The 24314-nt window shown below is 57.2% G+C and carries 22 protein-coding genes; 15 read left to right on the forward strand and 7 right to left on the reverse strand.

Going from position 1 to position 24314, the window contains the following annotated elements; genetic code table 11:
• The first annotated feature begins 187 nt into the window (after positions 1-187).
• From ZBT109_RS13640 to ZBT109_RS11290, 7 genes are all read left to right on the forward strand, one after another.
• Positions 188-370 (forward strand): hypothetical protein, encoded by a 183-nt coding sequence (locus ZBT109_RS13640; protein ID WP_145984520.1) that lies wholly within the window; start codon positions 188-190, stop codon positions 368-370.
• Positions 367-1800, forward strand: a complete 1434-nt coding sequence (locus ZBT109_RS11265) for a mannose-1-phosphate guanylyltransferase/mannose-6-phosphate isomerase (protein WP_027706165.1) — start codon at positions 367-369, stop codon at positions 1798-1800. The genes ZBT109_RS13640 and ZBT109_RS11265 overlap by 4 nt, the downstream gene beginning before the upstream one ends.
• 11 nt (positions 1801-1811) lie before the next feature.
• Entirely contained in the window at positions 1812-2708 is an 897-nt protein-coding gene (locus tag ZBT109_RS11270; RefSeq protein ID WP_145984521.1) for a hypothetical protein, read from the forward strand.
• Positions 2709-2718: 10 nt separating this feature from the next.
• Positions 2719-4668: a glycosyltransferase family 2 protein gene (locus ZBT109_RS11275; protein ID WP_051524204.1), complete on the forward strand. Its 1950-nt coding sequence runs from the start codon at positions 2719-2721 to the stop codon at positions 4666-4668.
• Positions 4598-6127: a hypothetical protein gene (locus ZBT109_RS11280; RefSeq protein WP_156934059.1), complete on the forward strand. Its 1530-nt coding sequence runs from the start codon at positions 4598-4600 to the stop codon at positions 6125-6127. The genes ZBT109_RS11275 and ZBT109_RS11280 overlap by 71 nt, the downstream gene beginning before the upstream one ends.
• A complete protein-coding gene (locus ZBT109_RS11285) occupies positions 6076-7059 on the forward strand; it encodes a glycoside hydrolase family 113 (protein WP_038279526.1) in 984 nt (327 codons plus the stop codon). The genes ZBT109_RS11280 and ZBT109_RS11285 overlap by 52 nt, the downstream gene beginning before the upstream one ends.
• Positions 7060-7483: 424 nt before the next feature.
• Entirely contained in the window at positions 7484-8830 is a 1347-nt protein-coding gene (locus tag ZBT109_RS11290; RefSeq protein WP_170144706.1) for a YadA-like family protein, read from the forward strand.
• 318 nt (positions 8831-9148) lie between these two features.
• Here ZBT109_RS11290 and ZBT109_RS11300 read toward each other — a convergent pair whose 3' ends face one another.
• Entirely contained in the window at positions 9149-9394 is a 246-nt protein-coding gene (locus tag ZBT109_RS11300; RefSeq protein WP_027706160.1) for a DUF4282 domain-containing protein, read from the reverse strand.
• A gap of 1311 nt (positions 9395-10705) precedes the next feature.
• Here ZBT109_RS11300 and ZBT109_RS14130 point away from each other — a divergent pair.
• Together ZBT109_RS14130 and ZBT109_RS11310 are read left to right on the forward strand one after the other, a co-directional pair.
• Positions 10706-11164 (forward strand): DUF805 domain-containing protein, encoded by a 459-nt coding sequence (locus tag ZBT109_RS14130; RefSeq protein WP_267878433.1) that lies wholly within the window; start codon positions 10706-10708, stop codon positions 11162-11164.
• 193 nt (positions 11165-11357) lie between these two features.
• Complete coding sequence (locus ZBT109_RS11310) at positions 11358-11891, forward strand: DUF805 domain-containing protein (protein ID WP_169734027.1); 534 nt, start codon at positions 11358-11360, stop codon at positions 11889-11891.
• 71 nt (positions 11892-11962) lie between these two features.
• Here ZBT109_RS11310 and tatA read toward each other — a convergent pair whose 3' ends face one another.
• The 3 genes from tatA to trmB form a co-directional block, all read right to left on the reverse strand.
• A complete protein-coding gene (tatA, locus tag ZBT109_RS11315; RefSeq protein ID WP_324603191.1) occupies positions 11963-12181 on the reverse strand; it encodes a twin-arginine translocase TatA/TatE family subunit in 219 nt (72 codons plus the stop codon).
• Between the two features lie 113 nt (positions 12182-12294).
• Entirely contained in the window at positions 12295-13743 is a 1449-nt protein-coding gene (gene dacB / locus ZBT109_RS11320; protein WP_027706157.1) for a D-alanyl-D-alanine carboxypeptidase/D-alanyl-D-alanine endopeptidase, read from the reverse strand.
• Between the two features lie 133 nt (positions 13744-13876).
• Positions 13877-14563, reverse strand: a complete 687-nt coding sequence (gene trmB, locus ZBT109_RS11325) for a tRNA (guanine(46)-N(7))-methyltransferase TrmB (RefSeq protein WP_027706156.1) — start codon at positions 14561-14563, stop codon at positions 13877-13879.
• Positions 14564-14786: 223 nt separating this feature from the next.
• Between trmB and ZBT109_RS11330 the strand changes: the two genes are divergently transcribed.
• From ZBT109_RS11330 to ZBT109_RS11355, 5 genes are all read left to right on the forward strand, one after another.
• Positions 14787-16691, forward strand: a complete 1905-nt coding sequence (locus tag ZBT109_RS11330; protein WP_027706155.1) for a beta-ketoacyl synthase — start codon at positions 14787-14789, stop codon at positions 16689-16691.
• A 93-nt stretch (positions 16692-16784) separates the two neighbouring features.
• Entirely contained in the window at positions 16785-17285 is a 501-nt protein-coding gene (coaD, locus tag ZBT109_RS11335; RefSeq protein WP_027706154.1) for a pantetheine-phosphate adenylyltransferase, read from the forward strand.
• A gap of 154 nt (positions 17286-17439) precedes the next feature.
• Positions 17440-17691, forward strand: coding sequence for a YfhL family 4Fe-4S dicluster ferredoxin (locus tag ZBT109_RS11340; RefSeq protein WP_027706153.1), 252 nt, complete (start codon positions 17440-17442; stop codon positions 17689-17691).
• 147 nt (positions 17692-17838) lie between these two features.
• Positions 17839-19188: an MATE family efflux transporter gene (locus ZBT109_RS11345; protein WP_027706152.1), complete on the forward strand. Its 1350-nt coding sequence runs from the start codon at positions 17839-17841 to the stop codon at positions 19186-19188.
• 944 nt (positions 19189-20132) lie between these two features.
• Positions 20133-20459, forward strand: a complete 327-nt coding sequence (locus tag ZBT109_RS11355) for a FlxA-like family protein (protein WP_051524203.1) — start codon at positions 20133-20135, stop codon at positions 20457-20459.
• Between the two features lie 173 nt (positions 20460-20632).
• Here ZBT109_RS11355 and ZBT109_RS11360 read toward each other — a convergent pair whose 3' ends face one another.
• From ZBT109_RS11360 to trpB, 3 genes are all read right to left on the reverse strand, one after another.
• Complete coding sequence (locus ZBT109_RS11360; RefSeq protein WP_027706150.1) at positions 20633-20863, reverse strand: hypothetical protein; 231 nt, start codon at positions 20861-20863, stop codon at positions 20633-20635.
• 215 nt (positions 20864-21078) lie between these two features.
• Positions 21079-21885 carry a tryptophan synthase subunit alpha gene (trpA, locus tag ZBT109_RS11365; protein WP_027706149.1) on the reverse strand — a complete coding sequence of 269 codons (807 nt, stop codon included), beginning with the start codon at positions 21883-21885 and terminating at the stop codon, positions 21079-21081.
• Positions 21882-23153: a tryptophan synthase subunit beta gene (trpB, locus tag ZBT109_RS11370; protein WP_051524202.1), complete on the reverse strand. Its 1272-nt coding sequence runs from the start codon at positions 23151-23153 to the stop codon at positions 21882-21884. Before trpB ends, trpA begins: the two co-directional genes overlap by 4 nt.
• Before the next feature lie 251 nt (positions 23154-23404).
• Between trpB and ZBT109_RS11375 the strand changes: the two genes are divergently transcribed.
• The gene (locus ZBT109_RS11375; protein ID WP_027706148.1) at positions 23405-24310 is read left to right on the forward strand and encodes a LysR substrate-binding domain-containing protein; all 906 of its coding nucleotides are present in this window, start codon (positions 23405-23407) and stop codon (positions 24308-24310) included.
• The last annotated feature ends 4 nt before the right edge of the window (positions 24311-24314 follow it).

The raw sequence follows: 24314 nt of genomic DNA on the forward strand, positions 1-24314 counted from the left end.
AGGGCTGTTAACGAAATGTTAACTATAGGGTTTTTATTTGTTAATTGATTACGGTTTAAACTATCTTGTAGACAGTACCCATCACGCAAGACAACAAACACCCCAATTTATTTGCATATTACCGCCTCTGTGGCGCGATGCATGCATCGGCCACCCAACGCGGTAAGTAAAGGCTCACATATGAACGTTGGCACCACGCCTCTTTATCGAACGTTTCCGCCGCATCGTTCATACGCGTGAGCCGGCACGGATGCGTATCAATGTACTGTCCACAGCTGCCATCGCGGCTGCGATGGGCCACTGCTCGGTAACACTGACCCACGGCGCAGTCGCCGACAGTCTGTCCAGTACAACAGGAGATTTGCCATGACGACCACTTCTCTCTACCCCATCATTCTAGCCGGGGGCACAGGCAGCCTCCTGTGGCCACTGTCGCGTGCGCAGCACCCGAAGCAGTTCCTGTGCCTTGATGGGCAGTACACCATGTTGCAAGATGCCGTGCGCCGCCTTGACGGGCTGCAGCACAAGGCGCCTATCATCGTCTGCAACGAACAATACCGTTTCATCGTCGCCGACCAGCTGCTGCAGTTGCCCTCGCAAGCCTATGACATTCTGCTTGAACCTGCTCGGCGCAATACGGCACCGTCAATCGCGCTGGCCGCCTTCGACGCCCTGCGCCGCGAACCGGAGGGTGACCCTCTGCTGCTGGTGCTGGCCGCCGACCATGTAATCCGTGATACCGCCGCTTTCCAGCGCAGCGTCCAACACGCCATTCCGTTGGCCGAAGCGGGACGCCTAGTGACGTTCGGTACCGTGCCTGAACGCCCGGAAACCGGCTATGGCTACATTCGTCGCGGCAAGCCGCTGAGCGAACCGGACGCGTTCGACGTCGATCGCTTCGTCGAAAAACCCGACAGCACAGATGCCGAAGCCTACGTCAGCAGCGGCGACTACTACTGGAATAGCGGAATGTTCCTATTCCGCGCCCGCCGCTATTTGGAAGCCCTACAAACGCACCGCCCCGACATCTACGAAGCTTGTGAAACGGCCATGCAGAGCCTGACCCAAGGTGAGGATTTCGAGCGAGTCGACAGCGACGCCTTCAAACAGTGCCCCGCTGAATCCATCGACTATGCAGTGATGGAACAGACCAGCGATGCGGCGGTGGTGGCAATGGACGCGGGCTGGAGCGATGTTGGTTCATGGGATTCGCTGTGGGACATCAAACCTCACGATGCCAATGGCAACGCCACCCACGGCGATGTCATCAGCTTCGATACGCATGACAGCTACATTCGTTCAGAATCCGCGCTGGTCGCCACGCTGGGCGTGAAGGATCTGATCGTCGTGCAGACCAAGGATGCCGTACTGATCGCTGATCGCCATCACGCTCAGGATGTGCGCAAGGTCGTCGCCGAGCTGGAACGCACTGGCCGTCGCGAGCAGGAGACGCAGCTAGAAGTGTTCCGTCCGTGGGGCAAGTACGCCTCCATCGACGAAGGCAAACGCTATCTGGTCAAGCGCATCACCGTGAAACCGGGGGCACAGCTGTCGCTGCAGATGCACCATCACCGTGCCGAGCACTGGATCGTCGTCACAGGAACGGCACGCGTGGTGCTTGAAAACGAAAGCCATCTGTTGAGCGAGAACGAATCCATCTATATCCCGCTGGGCCAGACCCATCGTCTGGAAAACCCGGGCAAGATTCCGCTCGAACTGATCGAAGTCAGCTCTGGCGCCTATATCGGCGAAGACGACATCGTGCGCTTCGAAGACCACTACGGACGGACGTCACGCTAATGCGCGCTTTTATGCAATCAACGCGGAACCGGCTGCGCAAGGCCGCTTCCGCACCATCGGCGCTGTGGAGCATGGCCCTGCTGGCGGCAGGGCTTTCCTCGTCATTCGAGGCACAGGCCGCGGCATGGGTGCAGCCGCAAGGCAAGGGCGAGGTGATCGTTCAGTACCTGCAGTGGAGCAGCCATACCACCTACAACCGCCACTCGTCACGCGAGGCCTACGGTGACAACGGCAAGAGCAGCCTTAAGCAGCTCAATCCCTACGTGGAATACGGCCTGACGCCGGACGTCACGCTGATCGGCAACTTCTACCTGAAGCAAGCCAGCTACAGTAACGACGCCGATTACGGCCACCGCAGTACGACCGCGTTCGGCGATCAGGAAATGGGGATCCGCTACAACCTGCCCCCGACCTTTGCCGGACTGGATGCGCCATGGGTAGGCGCGGCACAGTGGCTGCTGGTGCTGCCTTTTTATAGCCGCCACAAGGATGGCAGCCAGCCCGATGTCGGCATGGGCGGGATCGGCAACGAGTTCCGTTACAGCATCGGCCGCCCGATCAGCCTGTTTGATCGCCCGGGCTATATCGACCTTGGTACCGCGCTGCGTCTGCGCACGGGCGGGCCTGCCGATGAATGGCGCGTCGACATCGCGTCGGGACTGTACCTGACGCCGAAATGGCTGATGATTGGTGAAATCAACCAGATCACCGGGCTGCGTAACGGTCACGACAATGGCGACAACCCCAGCCTCGATCCCTACAACTACAACCAGACCAAGCTGCGCCTGTCCTTCGTGCGTCAGATAAGCGACTCGACGCGCCTCCAGCTGGGCTACGAATACTACGCCGCTGGCCGCAATACCGGCGCAGGTGGCGCACCGTTCGTCGGTTTCTGGTGGCATTTCTAAGAGCACTGATATGACGACCGAACATACGCCGCCGCCCCAAGCGGCCCCTGCCGACGCACTGACGGGTCGCCCGCTGGATCTGACGCGCCCGCGTCGCCGACTGGGCGATTATCTGATTGATGCCAACCTGCTGACACAAGAACAGCTGCAGGATGTACTGGCACGCCAGCAGAAGTGGCATTCACGCCTCGGCGACGTCATCTTGGCGTCTCGGCTGATGAGCGCCTTGCAGTTCTATACGGAACTGGCCCACCACTATGAGTTGAACTTCGTCAATCTGATGGAGCATCACCCTGACGAAACGCTGTTTGAAGCGCAACACATTCAGGACTACCTGCGCCATCTGGTGCTGCCGTGGCGCAGACAGGGCGATGCGCTCGTACTGGCCGTCGCCGATCCCGACCAAGACGCGCTGGACTGGGTACATGACCACTACGGCGACAACGTGCTGTTCGTCGGCACTGGCAAATTCGACATCATCTGGACGCTACAGGAGATCGGTGACGAACAGCTCACCGATCATGCGCTAGGTGCCCTAGCCAACCTGAAGCCCGAGCAGTCAGCACGTACGGTCATTACCAAAGGCCAGATCGTTGCGCTGTGTTTAATGGTGCTGGTCATCATCATCGGCATGGTGATTGCGCCGTCGAAGACGCTGATGATTCTCGGCATTTTGATGAGCCTGATCTTCCTGATCAGCTTCGGGCTGAAGTTCCTGCTGGCATGGCAAGGGTCGCGCCATCGCATCGACGTTAAGGTCACCGATGAGGACGTAGCAGCGCTGAGCGATAAGGAGCTGCCGATCTATACCATTCTGGTGCCGATGTATAAGGAACCAGAAGTACTGCCGATCTTGGTCAACGCTTTGCGTAACCTCGATTACCCGCAGTCGCGGCTCGACATCAAGCTGGTGCTGGAAGCCGACGATACCGATACGATCGACGCGGCCAAGCAGATGGGGCTGGAATCGACCTTCGAGATCATCCGTGTACCGCCCTCCATGCCGCGCACCAAGCCCAAGGCCTGCAACTATGCGCTGCAGTTCGCCCGCGGTGAACTGCTGACCATTTACGATGCCGAGGACAAACCGGAGCCAGATCAGCTCAAACGCGTGATCGCGGCCTTCCGCAAGTCGCCCAACAATGTGGCCTGCATTCAGGCGCGCCTGAACTATTACAACGCGGATGAGAACTGGCTGACGCGGATGTTCACGCTCGAATACACGCTGTGGTTCGACTTCTACCTGCCTGCACTTGAGCACCTGCGCATTCCGATTCCTCTCGGTGGCACATCCAACCACTTCTTGATTGACGTGCTGCGCGAAGTGCAGGCCTGGGACCCATACAACGTAACGGAAGATGCCGATCTGGGGGTGCGCCTGACCCAGCTGGACTGGCGCGTTGGGGTCGTGAACTCAACCACGTTCGAAGAGGCCAACGTCAGCGTCACCAACTGGATACGCCAACGTTCGCGCTGGCTCAAGGGGTACATGCAGACCTACTTGGTGCACATGCGCAACCCCATCAAGTTCTATCGGATGACGGGCGGCCCGGGGTTCTGGGGCTTCCAGTTCTTTGTCGGCGGTACGGTGCTGACACCGCTGCTAGTGCCGTTCACCCTAATCCCCTACGTGGTATGGCTGTGCACGCGTACCACTATGTTCGACGACCTGTTTCCGCCGTTCGTGATGTATACGAACCTGTTCACCCTATTGATTGGTAACGGCTTCTTCATCTATCTCACGTTGCTGGCATCCTTCAAGCGTCGCTATTACCGCTTGGCCCCATATGCACTCACCGTACCCGCCTATTGGCTGTTGCAGACCATCGCGGCATTCAAGGGGCTGTGGCAGTTGATCAGCAAACCGTTCTACTGGGAAAAGACCACTCATGGCATTAGCAAACAGACAGAAATCGAACGCGAAGCCGCGCTGGATAACCAGACGCCTCGTACGCCCTGAGTTCGCCGCCGCCTTACTGTTGACCGGACTGCTAATCTGGCTGACCTATTGGCTGATGGGGCACGGCTATATCAGCGGCCCAGCGCTGACGCAGTACAACTGGCAGCGCGTCGCCACATCGACGCACAACCTCGGCGCCTATCTGGTACTGATCTACCCCCCCGTGCCGACAGCACTGGGGTTGCTGCTGTCGTGGATACCGGGCGTCGCCCCCGTCTTCGCACCGTATCTGCTGCAAATCCTGTGCTGCGTCGTGCTGCTCAGCGCGGCTTGGCAGGACATCGCCCGCGGACAGGGACGCTGGGTGGCGCTGCTGATGGTTGGGCTGGTGCTGATCCAACCGATCTTTCTATGGATCGCTACATCGGGCTATCTGGCACTGGAGCTGTTAATGCTGTACGCCCTGTGTCGCTCCATGCAACGCTTGGAAGACGAACCGGACGTGCATACACTGCTACGCATCGGCGCTGTGCTGTTTGTGATGTTCCTGACCAACGCGCATGCGGGGCTGTTTTTGCTGATTCTGGTACCTGCACTATTGCTGGTGGCCCCGCGTGAGATCATCAAACGCTCACCGGTCGCGTTCCACCTGATCTGCTATGTACCGGTCGTCTTTCTGGTGCTGTGCTGGTGCTACGTCAACTGGCTGTATACGGGCGACCTGCTGGCTCCGTTCAGGATATCGACCTCGCTGCTGCAGGATATCCGCCAGTCGGTAACCGATCTGACGCCAAGCGCCCTCTCATCATGGTGGTGGTATAACCCGCTTTACGTCATCGTTGGCGGCCTAATCGCGTTCCCCACACTCCTGATGATGCCCACCATCCGCTCGTCCATTATCCAGCGCGCGCTTGCCGTACTGCTAATCGTCGTCGTGGGCACCGCACTGATCGACAACTGGCTACACGGTCAAACCCTGCCGATTGAGTTCATCGCACTGCTGCTGGCACCACTGCTAGTGGCACTGCGCAGCGTGCGCCCACGCTGGCTTGCCGTGATTCTGCTGATGGTAGGACTGCCCGGCGGCTGGCTGATCATCGAACGTCAGTCCACCTCTGTGGTCGTAGAAGAATGGCGCGATACGATGATGGGGCGTCCGACCGAGATGTTCCGCGATGAGACGCAGCTGTGCCATTGGCTGACCGAGCACCCGAAACCGACGGTTGTCGACGATGTACATGCCTACCCGATGATCGCCAACTGTCAGGACGCCGCCCAACTCATCACGCCGGCCGATGACGCATTCCAGACATTGATCTCGCCGCGACTGACGGCCGAACGCATCGTGGTCATTGACCCGTACGTAACGCGCGGCCGCCCAGACCGCCTGACCCGCCGCTATCCATCGCTGTGGTCGACGGGGTATCCGGGCTACCACTTCGTTCACGAACAGGGAAGCTACCGCATATGGGAAAGAGACGCGTCCAGCGAGCCGTCCGCGCCACTGCCGCTGCACTGACGCTGTGCTGGTGTGCCAGCGCAGCGGCCATGTGGACAGGGGCTAACGTCAAGACCTCTCCGGCCGTGCCTTGGGGCAGCGATGCCGCCATGCAGTCATTACAGCAGCTGGCGGATGCTGGCGCCGAGCAGGCCCTGCTGGTAGCGTTCGCATGGCAGCCCGATGTCTCAAGCAACGCCCCCGCGCTAGGCAGCGACAGCGATCCCGAGCGAGTGCGCGCTGGTCTGCGTCAGATGAGGCAGGCAGGCCTGTCGCCTATTCTCAAGGTGCATGTCTGGATACCCAACCACTGGGCGGGCGATGCCAAACCCACTGATATTGACCAGTGGTTTACCGCTTATCAGGCCGCACTGATACCGCTGTTGGACATTGCAGAACAGGAACACGCTTCGGCTGTGGTGCTGGGCACCGAGCTGCGCCAGCTTGAGCACAGCGCTCACTGGCCCGCTCTGGCGACTCTCGCCCGCCAGCACTACAGTGGCAAGCTGGTGTATGTGACCGACAGTTTGGCCCAAGCGGAAGCGTTCCCGTGGTGGTCTTCCTTCGACATCATCGGCACCAGCCTCTACCCCTCTCTGCCGGAAGACCGCCAGCAGCGCCAGACCACGATGGACAATGCCGCACAACGACTGGCGGCGCTGGGACAGCGCCAGCAGCGTCCGGTGTGGGCCGCCGAGATCGGCCTGCGCTCTTGCACCACCAGCCTGGCTAAACCGTGGGAAAGCCCCGAACAGTGCAGCGGCCACGTCGCGGAACACCTGCAATTTGACGTACTGCGTCAGTGGCAGCACACCCTCGCGGCACACGGCATCGACGGCATGGCGATCTGGTGCTGGTATACCGACCCAAGCGTCGGCGGCGAACAGGACTCTGACTTTACTGTTCAGGGTAAGGATGCCGAACGCCTGTTCAAGGCCGTCTCACCCAGATAACCTTCCCGCTACGAGATACCCAACGATAGAACCAGAGAGGCGGAACCAGTGAAGGCCCCGCCTCGCTGAATCACCGCCGAGCACCGTACGCGCACGCTTTCCCCTCCCCCCATCGACAGCGCACTCCAAAAGACCGAATACCACTTCCAGCGAGAAAAAATCACGTCTTCTCTACCCCTTATAAAAAAGTAACTCTTTACCTCAATCACAACTATAACCCACTAAAAGACTAAGTATTATTTGTTCTAAATGTCCTGCATAAATGAAAAATAGCGGGTGTAAACACAGGATAATAATCAGAGTGGTGGCCTACAAGACAGTAGTACTATTCCCATAAAAGAGAGCGGCATACTAAGAATAGTACTGGAGCGTACAGGTCATTCAGGCGATGAAAAAACACTTTGCCATTTTAATTATATTTATTGTGACAGACCTTCCCCTCCTAGCCGTGGCCGAAGATACCGATATCAGCACACGGCTTGACCAGCATGAAACCCGCATAAGCACGATCGAGCAGGGAATAAACAGCCTCAAGGAAGAACAGAAGGCCGAGAGTGACAAAATAGTATGGATAGATGGTTCTACCAACCGAGCGCATGACCGTATCAATGGCCTCGATAATAAAACCGACACTACCAATAATACCGTACTTAAATTAAGCGCCACTCAGGACGCTCAAGGCGCCACATTAAGCAGCCATGACAGTCAGATAAAGAATAATGTTCAAGGCCTCGTTGAGGCCAATATCAGAATAGATAATCTAAAGACCGAACTGGATACTAAGGCCAGCAACGATGCTCTAAGCAACATCAATGGCAGCATCAGCAACATGAACCAGCAAGTGAGCGCGCTTACAGGGAGCGTCACCCAGATTGAAGGCCGCACAACCGCCGTAGAGACTCGCACGACAAGCCTCGAAGATCAGGCCTCAGCCGTGCAAGCGCAGGCCGCCCAGACCGAAGCACGCGCTGGGCAGCTTGAGAGCCGAACAACCGCCGTAGAGACTCGCACGACAAGCCTCGAAGATCAGGCCTCAGCCATACAAGCGCAGGCCGCCCAGACCGAAGCACGCGCTGGGCAGCTTGAGAGCCGAACAACCGCCGTAGAGACTCGCACGGCAAGTCTCGAAGATCAGGCCTCAGCCGTGCAAGCGCAGGCCGCCCAGACCGAAGCACGCGCTGGGCAGCTTGAAGGCCGCGCGGATGGCTATGAAACTCGCGCCACTACGCTGGAAGCACGAACCTCGGCTACCGAGAATCAAACCAATAGCTTAGCGCAGACGCAGGCTACCACTCGCCGCCAAGTCGAAACCAACCGACAGGACATCCTGCGTATCGGCAATACCGTCGACAAGGCCATCACCCTCAATGGCGACACCTATCAAAGCAAGGCCACAGAACACCAGCGCATCGACGGGCTGAACGATAGCATTAACCGCGTTGACCATGCCTCCATCGAACGCACCCATCGTGCGATTGATCAATCCAGACAATATACCGATCAGAAGGTGGCCGAGCTGCGCAGCGAGATCAGTGATGTCCGCAACGAAGAGCGCGCAGGCATCGCCAGCATTACCGCATTAAGCGCCGTTCCGGCACTTGCCGGGAAAACGTTTGATGTAGGTGTCGGCATGGGCAACTTCAAAAACAGCACGGCCGTGGCGATTGGCATGCACTACCAGCCTTCCAGCAACAACGTGTTCAGCCTCGGCGTCGCCACCTCGAATAGCACCGCTCCAGTGGTAGGCGCAGGTTTCAGCTACGGCTGGTAGTGGGTAGTGGGTAGTGGGTAGTGGGTAGTGGGTAGTGGGTAGTGGGTAGTGGGTAGTGGGTAGTGGGTAGTGGGTAGTGGGTAGTGGGTAGTGGGTAGTGGGTAGTGGGTAGTGGGTAGTGGGTAGTGGGTAGTGGGTAGTGGGTAGTGGGTAGTGGGTAGTGGGTAGCATGCTGCGTGTAAGGGGCCTCAAGAGCACGCTTTTATGGTGCAGAACATCTCAAAATCAGCTGCTGCCGAAGAATAAGTTCGCCCAAGCCCCCACCTCTCGACAGAAATACCGCAGCGCACCGGCAACCCGCGTGCGCTGCGTCATGATCTACTGCCTTTCAGCAATCTTTTTCAGGTATTCGTTGTTCTTGAACGCCAACATGGTCAGTTCAAAGAGGATACGCACCACCACGGCCATGACGACCATAGAGATGATGCCCGGAATGATGCCGACGAACACGATACTCCTGATGCCCGCGATCACAATAATCACCAGCATGACCCAGTACAGGATCGTAATGAGCTTGGGCGTAACCATCGTCTCGAAGGACAGCAGTTGTTTCGGATCAATCATGATTGCAGTGCCTCTATTGGAAAGCGAAGGGTAGACGCTCGACGGCATCGACACGAGCCTGCAAATTCATGCCCATAATGACGTCCTCGGCGATCCCCAAAGAACGGCCTACTCACATACCGATGGTACGGAACGACTCACCGAGCTCCATTCTGGGGCAGGCCCTATCTCACTATAGAAGTAACCCTGCAAAAGCACACCGCTCCACCCAAGCGTGCCGCCATAGTACGATAGATTATAGTGATCAGGCCTACCCTGCTCTGCGCCCACTGTTGCCTGTCCGACGGCATTACCACGACTCGGTATGTCGCCTTTGCTGCATTACCTTCCTTTAACGCGCCACGTCTTCAACATCAAAAACGACAAGAGCCGCCCTATTTTTGCCTCCCCTTGTTAGGGCTGTCGCCATAACGAATGACCAAACGAAAAAGATACACTCGAGCTCATGATAATAAGAGCCACCGTGTTTCAATATAGAAAAAACGATGTTTATCGCTTATTTCCCGCCGTTATCTTTTGTGAGTAGATAAGAGCGATCCAATACGCCGGCGAGTTCAAAAAGGACAGCAAATAAGGACGCAAGTGAATTTGCCCTGCATTATTATGTATGAATATATAGGTATTGAATTTCTGCTTTGCCTTCCTCGCATCACTATGCGACACTAGTACGCGATCGTAATAAGGCCTTGGCGTGAAAAATAACGCAGACTAACGATCCTGTGCTTGCTGTCGATACCTATTTCAAACAGACCGCACTAAAACCAATAAGACACTTACACCTATTGTACGCACACTGTCTGCGTTAAATATGGCACTTGAACTAATTACCGCACTATTCAAGCAGGGGAAGACCAGCATGATCTACTGCGAAAGCTGTGGCCACCAGATCCATGAGACAGCCACAGCCTGCCCGCGCTGTGGCGCGCTACGCAATATCGCGCTACCAAGAGAAAAAGGGTTCAGCATGAGCTTGGTCTGCCTCCTGCTGAGCATCTGCTTGATACCGGCCTGCATTGCCAGTTTCATCACGCTCTTCACAGGCACCACGACGCAGTTCGTAGTGTCACTTTCGCTATATATTCTTCTGTTCCTTCTGAGTGCCGTACCGGCCATATATAACATTTGTACCAAGGAACAAGGCCGAGAACTCAACATTGCAACATTAGTGCTGATTTCGTTTCATCTCGGCCCGATAGTATTAATAGCAAATCTCTTATAACCATCGTACTCAACACACGTGTTCTACGCCATCCGGCACTTAAATGCTCAAGCCTAGACAGCGCTTGAAGACATCACCCTAGGGGCTTCAACATGACCGTCAATACAAACATGATCCACTGTTCCCAGTGCGGCACTCAAATGCACGTCTCTGCTGCTGCATGTCCGTCCTGCGGCGCTCCCAGCGCCCGCGCAGAAGACACGTCCAGCAACAACCCGTTCTTCTGGTATAAGACCGTATTCTCCAAATACGCCGTATTCAGCGGTCGTGCACGTCGCAAGGAATACTGGATGTTCGTTCTGGCCAATGCCATCGCCAGCTTCGGTGTCGGCATCGTCGACGCGCTGATCAACGGCCACACCATCCTCAGCAACCTGTACAGCTTGGCCGTGCTGATCCCCAGCATTGCAGCAGCCGTCCGCCGCATGCACGATAGCGATCGCAGCGGCTGGTGGATCCTTCTGCCGATCGTCAACCTCGTGTTCGCTTGCATGGAAGGTACGCGTGGCGCCAACCGCTTCGGCAATGACCCCAAACAGCCGCTGAAATAATCGTCTGTCGCGACCGGTCATAGCATGCAGGGCGGCCTCGGAAACGGGCCGCCCTGCTTTGCATTTCTTCCTTAATGGTCCCTCATCTACCTTCTATTCCCATCTGACCATGACCCACTGTCCACACTGCTCATCACGCTTTCAACTACTGCTTCGGCACTGCCCTATCTGCCGTCCCACACATGCCGGCATTGTGGCACTCCCGATCAATCTCCTTCGCTGGTACGCACAGGCTTTAGCCAAATATGCTGTGTTCACTGGCCGTGCAGGGTACCGAGAGTTTTGGTCATTCGTCATCGTCACCCTAGCAACGCTATACGCATTGGACGACTGGGGATCATCAGCATCGCCGTGGCGCCACGCCTACAGTGCCTATGTGTGCTTTCTGCTAATGCCATCGCTCAGCATCACCGTACGGCGCGCTCACGATATCAATCTGCGCGCGTGGTGGCTGCTGCTATGGATCGTAGTCCCCATATTGTTATTTATCGGGTCGTGCTATCTAGAAAATTTCATGTTTCCGGTGCCCTACGACGAAGATCCCGAAATGATCGATGAACCATTCTGCGTGCTCCCCCTTCTCGTCATCTTCGTCGTCTGGCCACTGCTGTTCATCCTGCTCATCGGGTTTCTCTGCTTTCCCGGCACAAAAGGCACCAACCAATTCGGCCCCGCCCCTCGTGAAGCGGGAGCATCTCCCAAAGACGACAACGCCAGCATGCCCTGATCCCAGAAACCGAAGTTCTAAGGAAAGGCGTGCTGGCGATTCGCATGGCGGCCTGCTGTAGCGGCAGCGATTTACTTACTGCGGTTCACATCATCAGCATCGTGAGGAGTGTCGATGCGTTTGCTTTCGGTCGTGGCAGGCTTGTCATCGTCGTCGTTGACGGCTTTCTTGAAGCCTTTAACAGCATTACCAAGGTCACTGCCCAGATTGCGCAGTTTGCCAGTACCGAAGACCAGCAGGATGACCAGCAGCAGAATCAGCCAATGGCCCGGACTACTCAATCCCATCATGTTCGTCATCTCCAGAAGTGGTGATCCCCACCAGCATGGCAGGCATCGAAGTACTTGTCATGGCCTCTGCAAGGATGAGGCCACTCTGCTCAGACGCGCCGTGTTTCGGTACGTCAGTGTGCTTGAATCATTTTGTTCACGTCTGCGGTGATCGCGGGCAGCGCCAGCGACCAATTCAATTCCGTCTGTGCAGAGCGTCCGTTCAGCAAAACGGCAAAAGCCCCCCAGCGTCCCTGTGCCGTGCGGAAATAGCCGCTGATCGCGCGAACGGGTACGGGAGAATCCAAAGTCCCTGTCTTGATGACCGCATGCGACGCAAAGGGTTCGCTTGCTTGCTGAATGAAATAGGTCGTTCCCGTTTTAGGTGTGTTCATGCTACCGACCAATGCGGGGAACAGCGCAGGTTTCTGATAGAACGCACGCAGCAAGGCGACTAACCCATGAGCACTGGTGCGGTTCTCCGGCGTCAGACCACTACCACTGCGCAGCACGAGAGGTCCGTGATCCGGCACCGTAGCGACCAATTGCTGAATGACATTGCAGCCTTTTTCCAGTGAGGCAGGAAAGCTCGGCGATAACGCCATCGTCATTGAATCTGCCATGAAATTGTTGGAATAGGCCAGCATATCCATCAGTTCGGCCTGCAACGGCATGCTCTCGACGTGCGCGATCGGCTGCGCAGAAAGCGGCGGCATGGCCTGCGTGACGCGGCCCCCCTGCGCGACCCTAATGCCGGACTGCCCCAGCAACTGCTGCAGTGTCACGAGGCTCTGCCCGGCGGGGCTGCTACTGGCGCGGTAGATACGCTGCGCACTGGTGCCCTGTGCCAACTGCCCCGACAATTGCAGGATATCTTTACCGGCACGCGTTACACGCTGCACCGAAAAGCGGCTCTTGTCTGCCCCGCTCACGGTGACGATCTGCCCTTCGTAGGGCGGCAACGGCATGCCATCGCAGGCGCTGACGCGCGCTGGCTCACCCACCTGCGCTGGCGTGATCTGCACACACCATGTTCCATAATCCAGCCCTGCCGCCGACAAACGCGCGTCGTAAGCATTCTTCGAGCTGTCGCGTGCACGGCAGCGATCGACGGTCAGGCAAGGTTCATCGCCATAGCGCCACTCGCTCACCAGCACCTGTCCGGCAACCCGATGTACCCCTGATGCTTGCAATGACTGTACCAACGCCCAGCCATCGCGCGTGCTCAGCGCGGGATCGCCGCTGCCATCCAGAATTAGATTGCCCTGCAGTACGCCATCTTTGACCGGTCCCGTCGCCAGCAGCTGGGTCGAGAACCGGTAGCGCGGCCCGAAATGATCCAGCATGGTCGTAGCAACGTACAGTTTAGATACCGACGCAGGAATCATCATCGCACTGGGCTGAAGCTGGGCCAACGGGGCCGAATCGTCCAGCAGCCACGCTTCGGCGCTAACGTTCCATCCTTTCTGAGCAGCCATTGACGCCACTGAATCGAACGAGTCAGCCTGTGCCGTGGCCGCCATTGTCAGCCCCACCAGCACGCCAAACCAGCCCACTCGCCCTCTATCGAGAAAACGATTCATTCTACATTCCTTGTAATCCGTCACGGTCAACGGTAATGCGGCCATAAGAAAAGAGATCACGACGTGGCCGCCACTCTAGTTCAGATCTGCGATAACGCTCGAAAATGGCCTGCGGCCTTTTGATGCGGGTGCATCATGCACCGCGATAGGGCAGCTCTGCCGTACAGCGCCACAGTGTCTGCCCGCTGGCATGGTATTTCTTCTCAAATGGCGTCAGGAACTGGTTTTGTGGGTCATGCGGCTCGACCTCCGGTGCCGGTTGCCCGGTCACGATAGCGATGGCCTGAGCGAATTCCTGTACGTAGATATCCCAGTTTGAACGCAGCTCAAGCCGTCCCCCCAACGCCATCAGGGTCGGAAATACCGGGTGCCCTTGCCAGCGCCGCTTCAGATGCCCGGCCTTAGGATATGGATTGGGGTAGAGCAAATAGTGGCGCTCCGGCTGCCAACCCGCCTCCAGCGCCAACCGCCAGAAATCGCAGAGGTCAGCGCGCACCAATAGCGCATTGCCTGGCAAGGGGCCATGATCACGCGATAGGCGATCGGCACTGCGATCGACACCAATCACCAGATGAGAAGGGAACGCCTGCGCCAGCTGACGCGTCGACAACCCTACGCCACAGCAGGAATCGAGAATGAGGCCACTGGGGAAATCTGGCTGATATGCTTGGAGCAGGCGTTCTGCACCAGCAAAGGCCGCTATACTGTGCTGCGCATAAGGGCGCTGCCAAGGTGCTGCCATCATACGTTTTAGGCGTGATTCAAGGGATTCGTGCGGCGCAAGCTGCCGAGTCGTAATGGCGCGAGAGTTGGCGTACATGGGGAAAAAAGTTCGTCCAGAATGCATTGGCCCGAGCGGGCTTTTGGGACCATCACCCCGCTACGGTTACATCGGGTGACATGACGGCCTTGTGAAGGCGATGTTATCATGCCGCCACTACCTCTGCGCAGAGGACGGGTCAACGCTCGTCCTCTGCGTAGCGTCGATATTCAAAATTGCGGGCTCACTAAAGCGCCGCGACAGTAAGAGCGAGGATTGCGGCTTGTCACAGTTACCGGTGATCGTCGGCCTGGGTGGCGTCAACGCTGCCGGCCGGACTTCTGGGCACCAGGCCTTCCGTCGCACGGTGTTCAATGCACTGTCAACCGAACAGCAGGACGACACCCTGCTGGGGCTGGCATCTCTTATGGCATTGGCTCACCGCGATGAGCAAGGCCAGTGGTATGACCACGAAGGTACGCCATGCAGCGCTCAAGATATCGTGACACGCTATCGTGACGATATCATGAACCACACGTTGATCCGTTGCATCGAACCCCCGGCTCCGGGCGCAGAAGGCATCACTGCCAACAGCCGTGCCCATCTGGAGCTTTCCGCCCCGGTGACGTTCACCCTCAAGCGGCGCGAGCTGCCGGAGCAGATTCCCGCCCACTGGCAGGTGACCGAGCTGGAAGACCGCCGTGTCGAAGTCACCGTGCCAGCGGGCCCCATGGAAGTGCTGCTGCCGGACGTGCGCCAGACGCTGGTGCACAGCAGTGCACAGCTGCCGCGCGGCTTCGACCCCAGCACCTTCTATCGCAGCGTTCACCATCCGCGTGCGCTGTCGATGACTATCTTTGGCGCTTCTGACTGTCTAGGCCAGAGCGGTCTGGACTGGGAATCCGTGGTCGATCGTCTTGCCCCGGATGAGATCGGCGTCTACGCCAGCAACTCCACCGGCCAGCTGGATCAGCAGGGCTGGGGTGGGCTGCTGCAGAGCTATGTCACGGGCAACCGTGCCACCTCCAAGCAGATGCCGCTCGGCTACGGCCAAATGCCAGCTGACTTCCTTAACGCCTATGTGCTCGGCAGTGTCGGGGTCACCGGTGCGATGCAAGGTGCCTGCGCGACGTTCCTCTACAACCTGCGTCTGGCCGTCGATGACATCATGGCGGGCCGCCGTCGCGTCGTCATGGTCGGTACCTGCGATACGCCACTCACACCGGAAGTGGTCGAAGGCTTTCGCGTCATGAGCGCGCTGGCCGATGACAACAGCCTTAAAACACTGGACGCACTGGAGCTTCTGACCAACGAAGACTACCAGCGCGCCTGCCGTCCGTTCGCACGCAACTGCGGCTTCACGATCGGTGAAGCGGCACAGTTCATCCTGCTGATGGACGACAGCTTAGCCCTTGAGCTGGGCGCTGAAATCTACGGTTCGGTGCCAGGCGTATTCGTCAACGCCGACGGCTGGAAGAAATCCATTTCCGCACCGGGCATCGGCAACTATCTGACGCTGGCGCGCAGTGTCAGTCTGGCCCGCGACATCCTCGGTGATGAAGCCATCCGCACGCGCAGCTATGTGCACGCGCACGGCACCAGTACGCCGAAGAACCGCGAAACCGAATCGCACGTACTGCATCAGGTAGCGAAAGCGTTCAACATTGAGTCGTGGCCCATTGCCGCCATCAAGGCGTATATCGGTCACTCCCAAGGCAGCGCCGCGGGTGACCAGATTGTCAGCGCATTGGGATCGTTCGCCCACGGCATCGTGCCGGGCATCGAAACCCTTGATGAAGTCGCCGACGACGTTTACGGCGACCACCTGCTGCTTAGCCAAAAACACCTGACGCGTGAAATGGATGTAGCGTTCATCAACGCAAAAGGGTTTGGTGGTAACAACGCTACGGCTCCACTGCTGTCTCCGGCCGTGACCGAAAAACTGCTGCGTCAGCGCCACGGCGATCAGGCCATTGAGGACTGGAAAGCTCGCCGCGAGCAGACGCGTGCTGCCTCGGCCGCCTTCAACGAGCGCAGTCAGAGTGGTTCGTTCGAACCGCAGTACCGCTTCGGCCATAACGTGCTGGAAGGACCAGAACTGACCATCACCGATACCGAGATCCACATTCCGGGCTATGCCCATCCGATCTCGTTGAGCGTGAACAACCCGTTCGGTCGCGTCGAATAAGCGACGCTTCACCACGTTCCTCCCACAGTGCAGGCAAGCGTTTATGACGCTTGCCTGCACTGTCTGGGCCGCATTCGACAGGAGTGCAGGACAATGCCTTTCTCTTCTGCTTCGCGCACCATCGTCTATCCCGGCACGTTCGACCCCATCACACTTGGCCACATCGACCTAGTACGCCGTGCCTCTACCATGTTCGACAGCATTATCCTGGCGATCGCCACCAACCCTGGTAAGCAGCCCACACTGCCACTGGAACAGCGCATCGCATTGGCTCGCACGACGCTCAGCGATGTGCCCAACGTCGAGGTCGTCGGTTTCTCCGGCCTGCTGGTCGATTTTCTTGCCGAACATAACGCTCGGCTGGTACTGCGCGGCCTGCGCATGGTTAGCGACTTCGAATACGAACTGCAGATGGCCAACATCAACCGCTTGCAGGCTCCGCACGTCGAGACACTGTTCTTGACGCCGGAAATGCAGCATTCGAGTATTTCATCGACGTTCGTCCGCGAGATTGCTCGTCTGAACGGCGATATTTCGAAACTGGTTCCACCGGAAGTCGAAGCCGCCATGAAGGCACATTTTGGCCATGCTTAGACTGTCACTGCTGCGCACAACTCGGTAGACTTCGCCTCCACAGCGTCATCCTGCACGTTCAGCAGGCCGTTCCCGCCGTCAGGACGCGCTATATTCTTCTGTAAACTGCAGCGGAAGCCGCTCGGTTTCCCTTCGCCTTCATGAGGACATCACTATGTCACTGATGATCACGGATGAGTGCATCAACTGCGACGTCTGCGAGCCAGAGTGCCCTAACAACGCCATTTCACCGGGCGAAGAAATCTACGTTATCGACCCGAACAAATGTACGGAATGCGTCGGACACTATGATGACCCCCAGTGTCAGCAGGTCTGTCCGGTCGACTGCATTCCGCACGATCCCGACCGCCAGGAAACCCACGACCAGCTGATGGAAAAATACCAGAAGCTGACGGGCAAAGCCTGAGCCTGACAGGCGGCCATCCCCCCATTGATGGCCGCACACGGCACGTGTCCGATCATAGACCTGCTGCCACCCTCGCCTTCACGCTCGCCGCGGTGCCTTCAGCGCCGTGCTTCCTTCGCCTGCCATGACCGCCATGGATATCGTTGCATGACCACATTGCCAGCAAGCTCTGATCCAGCCCCCACTGTATCCACCCAAACCCTGTGCCGCTTGGCATGGCCGATTATCGTGTCCAATATCAGCGTGCCGCTGCTAGGACTGATAGCGACCAGCATCATTGGTCATCTGCCCGATGCCCGCTATTTGGCAGCCGTCACTATCGGCGTGACCCTGTTCAACTTCCTGTTCTGGGGCTTCGGTTTCCTGCGCATGGGCACCACCGGCATGACCTCGCAGGCCTTCGGACGCCGGAACGACAGTCAGATGCGCTTACTGCTAGCCCAATCCATGCTGCTGGCTGGCACCGTCGGCATCGCACTGTTAGTGCTATCGCCGTGGCTGATACCACTAGGGTTGAACTTACTGGGCAATACGCCGGATATTGCCTCGCTGGCACACGACTACGCCATGATCCGCATCTGGGCTGCGCCTGCCGTGCTGATCAACTATGTGCTATTGGGTTGGCTGCTCGGACGCCAGCAGGCACGGCAGGCCATGTGGATTACCATCGCTAATAACGTGATTTCCATCATCGGCATGGTGCTCTGGGTGGGCTACTGGGACTATCGCAGCAGCGGTGCCGCTTGGGCAACGCTGATCGCAGACTACGCCACGCTGGGGCTGAGCCTGTTTCTGATCTACCGTCAGCTGCGCAAGATGAGCGGTGCGCTGCCGCTGGCACCATTGGCCCGATTGCCCGCCTATCTGGCACTACTGCGCGTCAACGGCAACCTGTTCATCCGAACTCTGTGCCTACTGTTCGCTATGTCGTTCTTCACTGCACAAGGTAACCGCCTCGGCAGCACGATGCTGTCAGCCAATGGCGTACTGATGGAACTGGTCATGCTGGTCGCGTTTGCGATGGAAGGGTTCGCGCAAGCCGCCGAAACGCTTACCGGACAGGCCGTTGGTGCTCGCCGCTGGGACGCCTTCGGCGCCACTGTTCGCACCTGTGCGCGATTGGCTCTACTGACCGCAGTGCTAGCCTGCCTATTCTTCTGGACGGGCGGCCCTTGGCTTATCGGCCAGCTGACGGATATCGAAAGCGTACGCGACACAGCCCGCCATTACCTGCCGTGGGTAGCCGTCATGCCGATCATTGCCGTATGGAGTTACCTGTTCGATGGTGTGTTCATTGGTGCCACGGATGCTAAAGCCATGCGCGACACCGTCATGCTGTCGGTCGTCTTCTACCTTGCATGCTGGTGGCTTACACAAGGTCTAGGCAATCACGGCCTATGGGCCTCGTTCATGCTGTTTATGATCGTGCGTGCTGGCGGCCTCGCCGTGCTGTATGCCTATCGACGCCGTCATCAATGGTCCGACAACGTCGCTTGACCGTTACGGGTCTGCTCAAACAGGCCCGTACTCCTGCTTTTCACTCAGAGCCGCCCCTTCCTTACCGCTTATCACTAGCATTCAGCACGCCTCCATATGTCACGAATACGCCGACAAAACCCTATAATTTCATCGTAATGAAGGCATTTCCTTTCTTTTTAAAACGCCGATATACAAACCGAGAGAAACCTTCGCGAGAATAAAAACCAATACAAAAAACAGGGTAATCACAATGAACGTTGCGGCGAACAACCCGTCAAGGCAGCACACAACTTCGCTTACCAGCACATCGACTAAGCCACTCGAACATTCAATCCGCCAACTAAAGGCCAAGATCAGGTCAATAACGGATAGCGATGCAGCAGGGGGCAACACTCAACAAGCGCTTTTACAGCAATATAGGTCTCGACTGGCAGTGATTCAGCAGCTGCTTGCTGTCAAAAGGGATTCATCCACGTCGGCCACCACAGGTAATAACATCAGATCTGGCACTCATCACCTTCAGATCGAAAGCAACGCCATCGTCTCCGGCACCAGCACAGCCATCAGCCTCTACGCTTGAGGTCTGCTTGCGCGGTATGCCTTTCGATCCACACGTTCGATGAATCATCCGGCACCTTCCAGTACGGCTAGACGCTGATATCAAATGCCAAGGCCTTTACTGACGAGCCTTTTAGCCATGTCCTCACACGCATGAGGGCCCTGGAAGGTGTCCTTTTCTTTACCCTATAGACCCTTTTTTCCTTTCTCACCCAGCGCCTCGACTAACGCAGGCACTCGGTTGGCCTCCCCTCTACGGTTCTTCATAGCCCCCTTTTTTATTCCATCGACAGGAACATGCGCTTTTCTTTAGATCAATAAGATACAGAATAAGGTGTCATATTTGCCGATATACACAGTGAAGTTCCATTGCCGTTATGACTCATTCCATAAGAGGAATACAAATGAGCATTTCAGGGGTAAGTAGCACTACATCGACTCAGTCGACAGCCCGCCCGGCCAATTATGACCAGCAGATCGAAGCCGTCGAAAAACAGATTGCATCACTGCAAAGCAAAGTCAGCGAAGTAGACACTGACAGCGAAGGCTCTGAAGAAGTCATTCAGCAATTGCAGTCTCAAATCCAGATGTTGCAGGCGCAGTTGCAGCAGCTTCAGCAGCAGAAAGCCGCTGCACAGACAACACAGGAAGTACCGCCGCCGAAAGTCGACCCGTCTGCGCAGAACAGTGCCAGCACGTCGACAGGCGGTAATGTCGACCTGTTCGCCTAGCGCGTTCTTATCATCAGAGATAGAGGTGAAGGCCTTTTAAGGGCCATGCCGTATTGGTGCTTGTTCGTTATGGGTCCTCAATAGGGCAGATACGAAAAACGCGACCTTTAAAGGTCGCGTTTCTGATAGAGCACAAAGGCTCCCAAGACAACGTCGTCATGCACGATCAGAGACTACTTGGTGTGCGGCTTGTCTTTGCTAGCCGGTTTATCTTTTTCGTGCCCATGGCTTTTTTCACCGTGTGAGCACGAATGGCTACCGCCGTCCTTTTTAGGGGACTTTTCATCACAATGCCCATGCTCACCCTTACCTTTCTGGGGAGCCTTGCCATCGGGGTGCGGTTTGCTACCATCAACTTTCTTCGGCGCCTGTTCGTTAGAGTTAAGCGTACGTTGAGTCGTCATTGCTTAATACCTCCGGTTTGAACGGCTACGGGTCTCATCAACGATGAACACCCTGATGCTCGCAGCCACCTTCACTGTAGACCCCGTTTTTAAGCCCCGTACAGAAGATAACAGACCAGATCACTCATAAAAAAACACCCGGCTAAAAGGAACAAAACCCCAAGCGCGGAAGCACTCAGGGTTTCATGCCATTATGCCTGATGATCGCCTAAGGATTAGCGAGCGCGACGAATACCTTCCGCCAAACTATTTGTCAGCTCGACGACGTTTGCCACTGCCTCTTCGGTTGTTGCCGCACGTGCCTGCGCATCAACAATGGCGGACCCGACCACCACACCATCACTGAACGCCCCAATGGCAGCAGCCTGTTCAGCCGTGCGCACACCAAAACCAACAGCAACCGGCGTTTGTGTAGATGCTTTGAGCCGCGTAACCGCCTGATGCACTTTGGCAATGTCTGGCGCTTGGCTGCCGGTAACCCCAGCAATCGAGACGTAATACAGGAAGCCGCTGCTGTTCTTCAGTACGGCAGGCAGACGTACATCATCTGTTGTTGGCGTAGCCAGCTGAATGACGTCCAGCCCTTTAGCACGCGCCGGAGCAGCCAACATCGCATCGTGTTCGGCAGGAATATCCACGATGATAAGGCCATCGACACCAGCGTTTTTAGCCTGGTCGATGAACGCCTCTATACCGTGGAAATAGACCGTGTTGCCATAGCCCATCAGTACGATGGGGGTCGTATCGTTCTGTTCACGAAACGTTTTGACCAACGCTAGCGTGTCGGCCATGCGGTGCCCATTATCCAGCGCGCGCTGTCCCGCCAGCTGAATGCTGGGGCCATCGGCAACAGGGTCAGAAAACGGCATGCCCAGTTCAATGATGTCGGCACCGGCCGCTGGCAAGGCATTCAGCACCGCCTGAGAAGTGGCCTCGCCGCCGTCCCCTGCCATGATGAAAGTAATCAGGGCTGCACGGTTTTCAGCGTGCAGGCGTTCGAAACAGGCATTGATACGACTCATCGGGTAGCCTCCTGTTGGCCAGCAGCATTGTCAGCACCACCGATAGCGTCAAGCTGTGCTTCGGGATGTCGTTCCAGATAGTGCGCGACACTGTCCATGTCTTTGTCGCCACGCCCACTCAGGTTCATCACGATGATGTGGTCTTTGGGCAGCGTCGGCGCACGACGAATGACGTCGGCCAGTGCATGCGACGATTCCAGTGCGGGGATGATGCCTTCGATATGGCAGAGCAGCTGGAAGGCCTTGATCGCTTCATCATCATTCACGGTGACGTACTCAACGCGCCCCGTGTCATGGAAAAAGGAGTGTTCCGGCCCTACCCCTGGGTAGTCGAGCCCAGCGGAGACAGAGTGCGCATCCAAAATCTGACCATCATCACTCTGCAGCAGGTACGTCAGGTTGCCGTGCAGAATGCCGGGCGTGCCCGCGTTAAGCGCTGCGGCATGCTTGCCGGATTCCAGCCCCAGACCACCCGCTTCGGCACCCACCATCGCGACGCCTTCATCATTCACCATCGCGTGGAATAGACCGATTGCATTGGAACCGCCACCGATGCAGGCCACCAATGTGTCAGGCAAGCGCCCTTCCTTCTGCAAAATCTGTTCGCGGACTTCGCGACCGATGACAGACTGGAAGTCGCGAACCATTTCAGGATACGGGTGCGGGCCAGCCGCCGTACCGATGATGTAGAACGTATCGTCAACGTGAGAGACCCAGTAGCGCAGCGCCTCGTTCATCGCATCCTTGAGGGTGCCGTTGCCCGCAGTAACGGGAATGACCGTAGCGCCCAGCATCTTCATACGGAAAACGTTGGCCTGCTGGCGGTCGATATCGGTAGACCCCATAAAGACAGTGCAACGCATGCCAAAGCGCGCTGCCACGGTTGCCGTAGCAACTCCGTGCATGCCCGCGCCGGTTTCAGCGATGACATGCGTTTTACCCATGCGCTTAGCCACCAGGATCTGCCCGATGCAGTTGTTGATCTTGTGCGCACCGGTATGGTTAAGGTCTTCACGCTTAAGGTAGATCTTGGCGCCACCGAGATACTCGGTCAGACGTTCGGCAAAGTAGAGCGGCGTCTGGCGACCAATATAGTCGCGCTGCAAATCAGCCAGCTCTGCTTTGAAAGCGGGGTCATCCTTCAGCGCGGTGTAGTTCTTTTCGACGTCCAGAATCAGCGGCATCAACGTTTCGGCAACGAAGCGGCCGCCATAGATGCCGAAGAATCCATCACGATCAGGCTGCTGTGTCGGGCGGTGAGCGGTCATGGTACGGCTCCTGTCATCATGTCATGTACGTAGCCTGCCAACCTGCACGGGCACGCTACCGAATTGAGGACTACACTACCCGACTCGCTGACGAACAGGAATCGACTTGTATGCACGCCACTGTGAGTTAAACTCACACTCTTAACGCAGTGGCCATCGCAGACATTACCACACCCGATAGGATGCGAGTGGCAGCTACGGCTATTGCTCACGGCCCCCCCTATCCGTCCTTATTGCTGAGAGATCACCGCATGCGCCCCGCCCACGAATACCCGTCACTTAATGCACTGCGCGCGTTTGACACCACCGCACGGTTGGGCAGCATGAGCGGTGCCGCCCGGACACTTAATGTCACACATGGCGCGGTCAGCCGGCAGGTACGCCAGTTGGAACAACAGCTGGGAATGCCACTGTTCCTGCGCGTCAGGGGACGCCTAGAACTGACCGATGAAGGGCGGACACTTGCGAAGGCCACCCTCGAAGCGTTTGGCCAGCTTCACGAGTGCTGGGAAGGGCTACTTACGGCGCAACAACACCAACCACTGACACTGGGCTGCACGGGGAGTTTACTGTCACGCTGGCTGATTCCTCGTATGGCCTCACTGCCACCGCTTTTACAGGACATGCGCTGGCACGTTGTATCTACTGATGACGCACTGGACGTAGAGCGCGCCGGCATCGACGTGGCGCTGGTCTATCTGAACCCACCGTGGCCCCAAGGCTATGAAGTAATTCCCCTTCATCCGGAATGCTTTGGCCCCGTATGCTCACCGACGCTAACAAGTGGCAAGGCGATAAGCTCAGCAGACGAGCTGATGCAGCTGCCACTGCTGTCAACGCAGTCCCGCACCGAAGCTTGGGCGCTCTGGTTGGAGGCTCAAAGCTGCTCAGCCAAGCCAATAGCGTATCAACAAACGTTTCAACACTCGCTCTACCTGCTGGAAGCTGCCGAAGCTGGACTCGGCGTGGCAATGGCACCGGATATGCTAGTGGCCGACGCACTGGCACATCACCGCCTAGTCGCACCGCTGCCTTTTCTGGAGACAAACGGGATGCTGTGTCTGGTGATTCATCCCATGCTGCGAGGGAAACGGCCGGAACAGGTTATGGCGTTGGTGGAATGGGCGAAAAGCGCTATTCATAAGACTGCGCTGTAAGAAG

Origin of the sequence: Zymobacter palmae (genome assembly GCF_003610015.1) — a bacterium.
In the GTDB taxonomy this organism is placed as follows: Bacteria; Pseudomonadota; Gammaproteobacteria; order Pseudomonadales; family Halomonadaceae; genus Zymobacter; species Zymobacter palmae.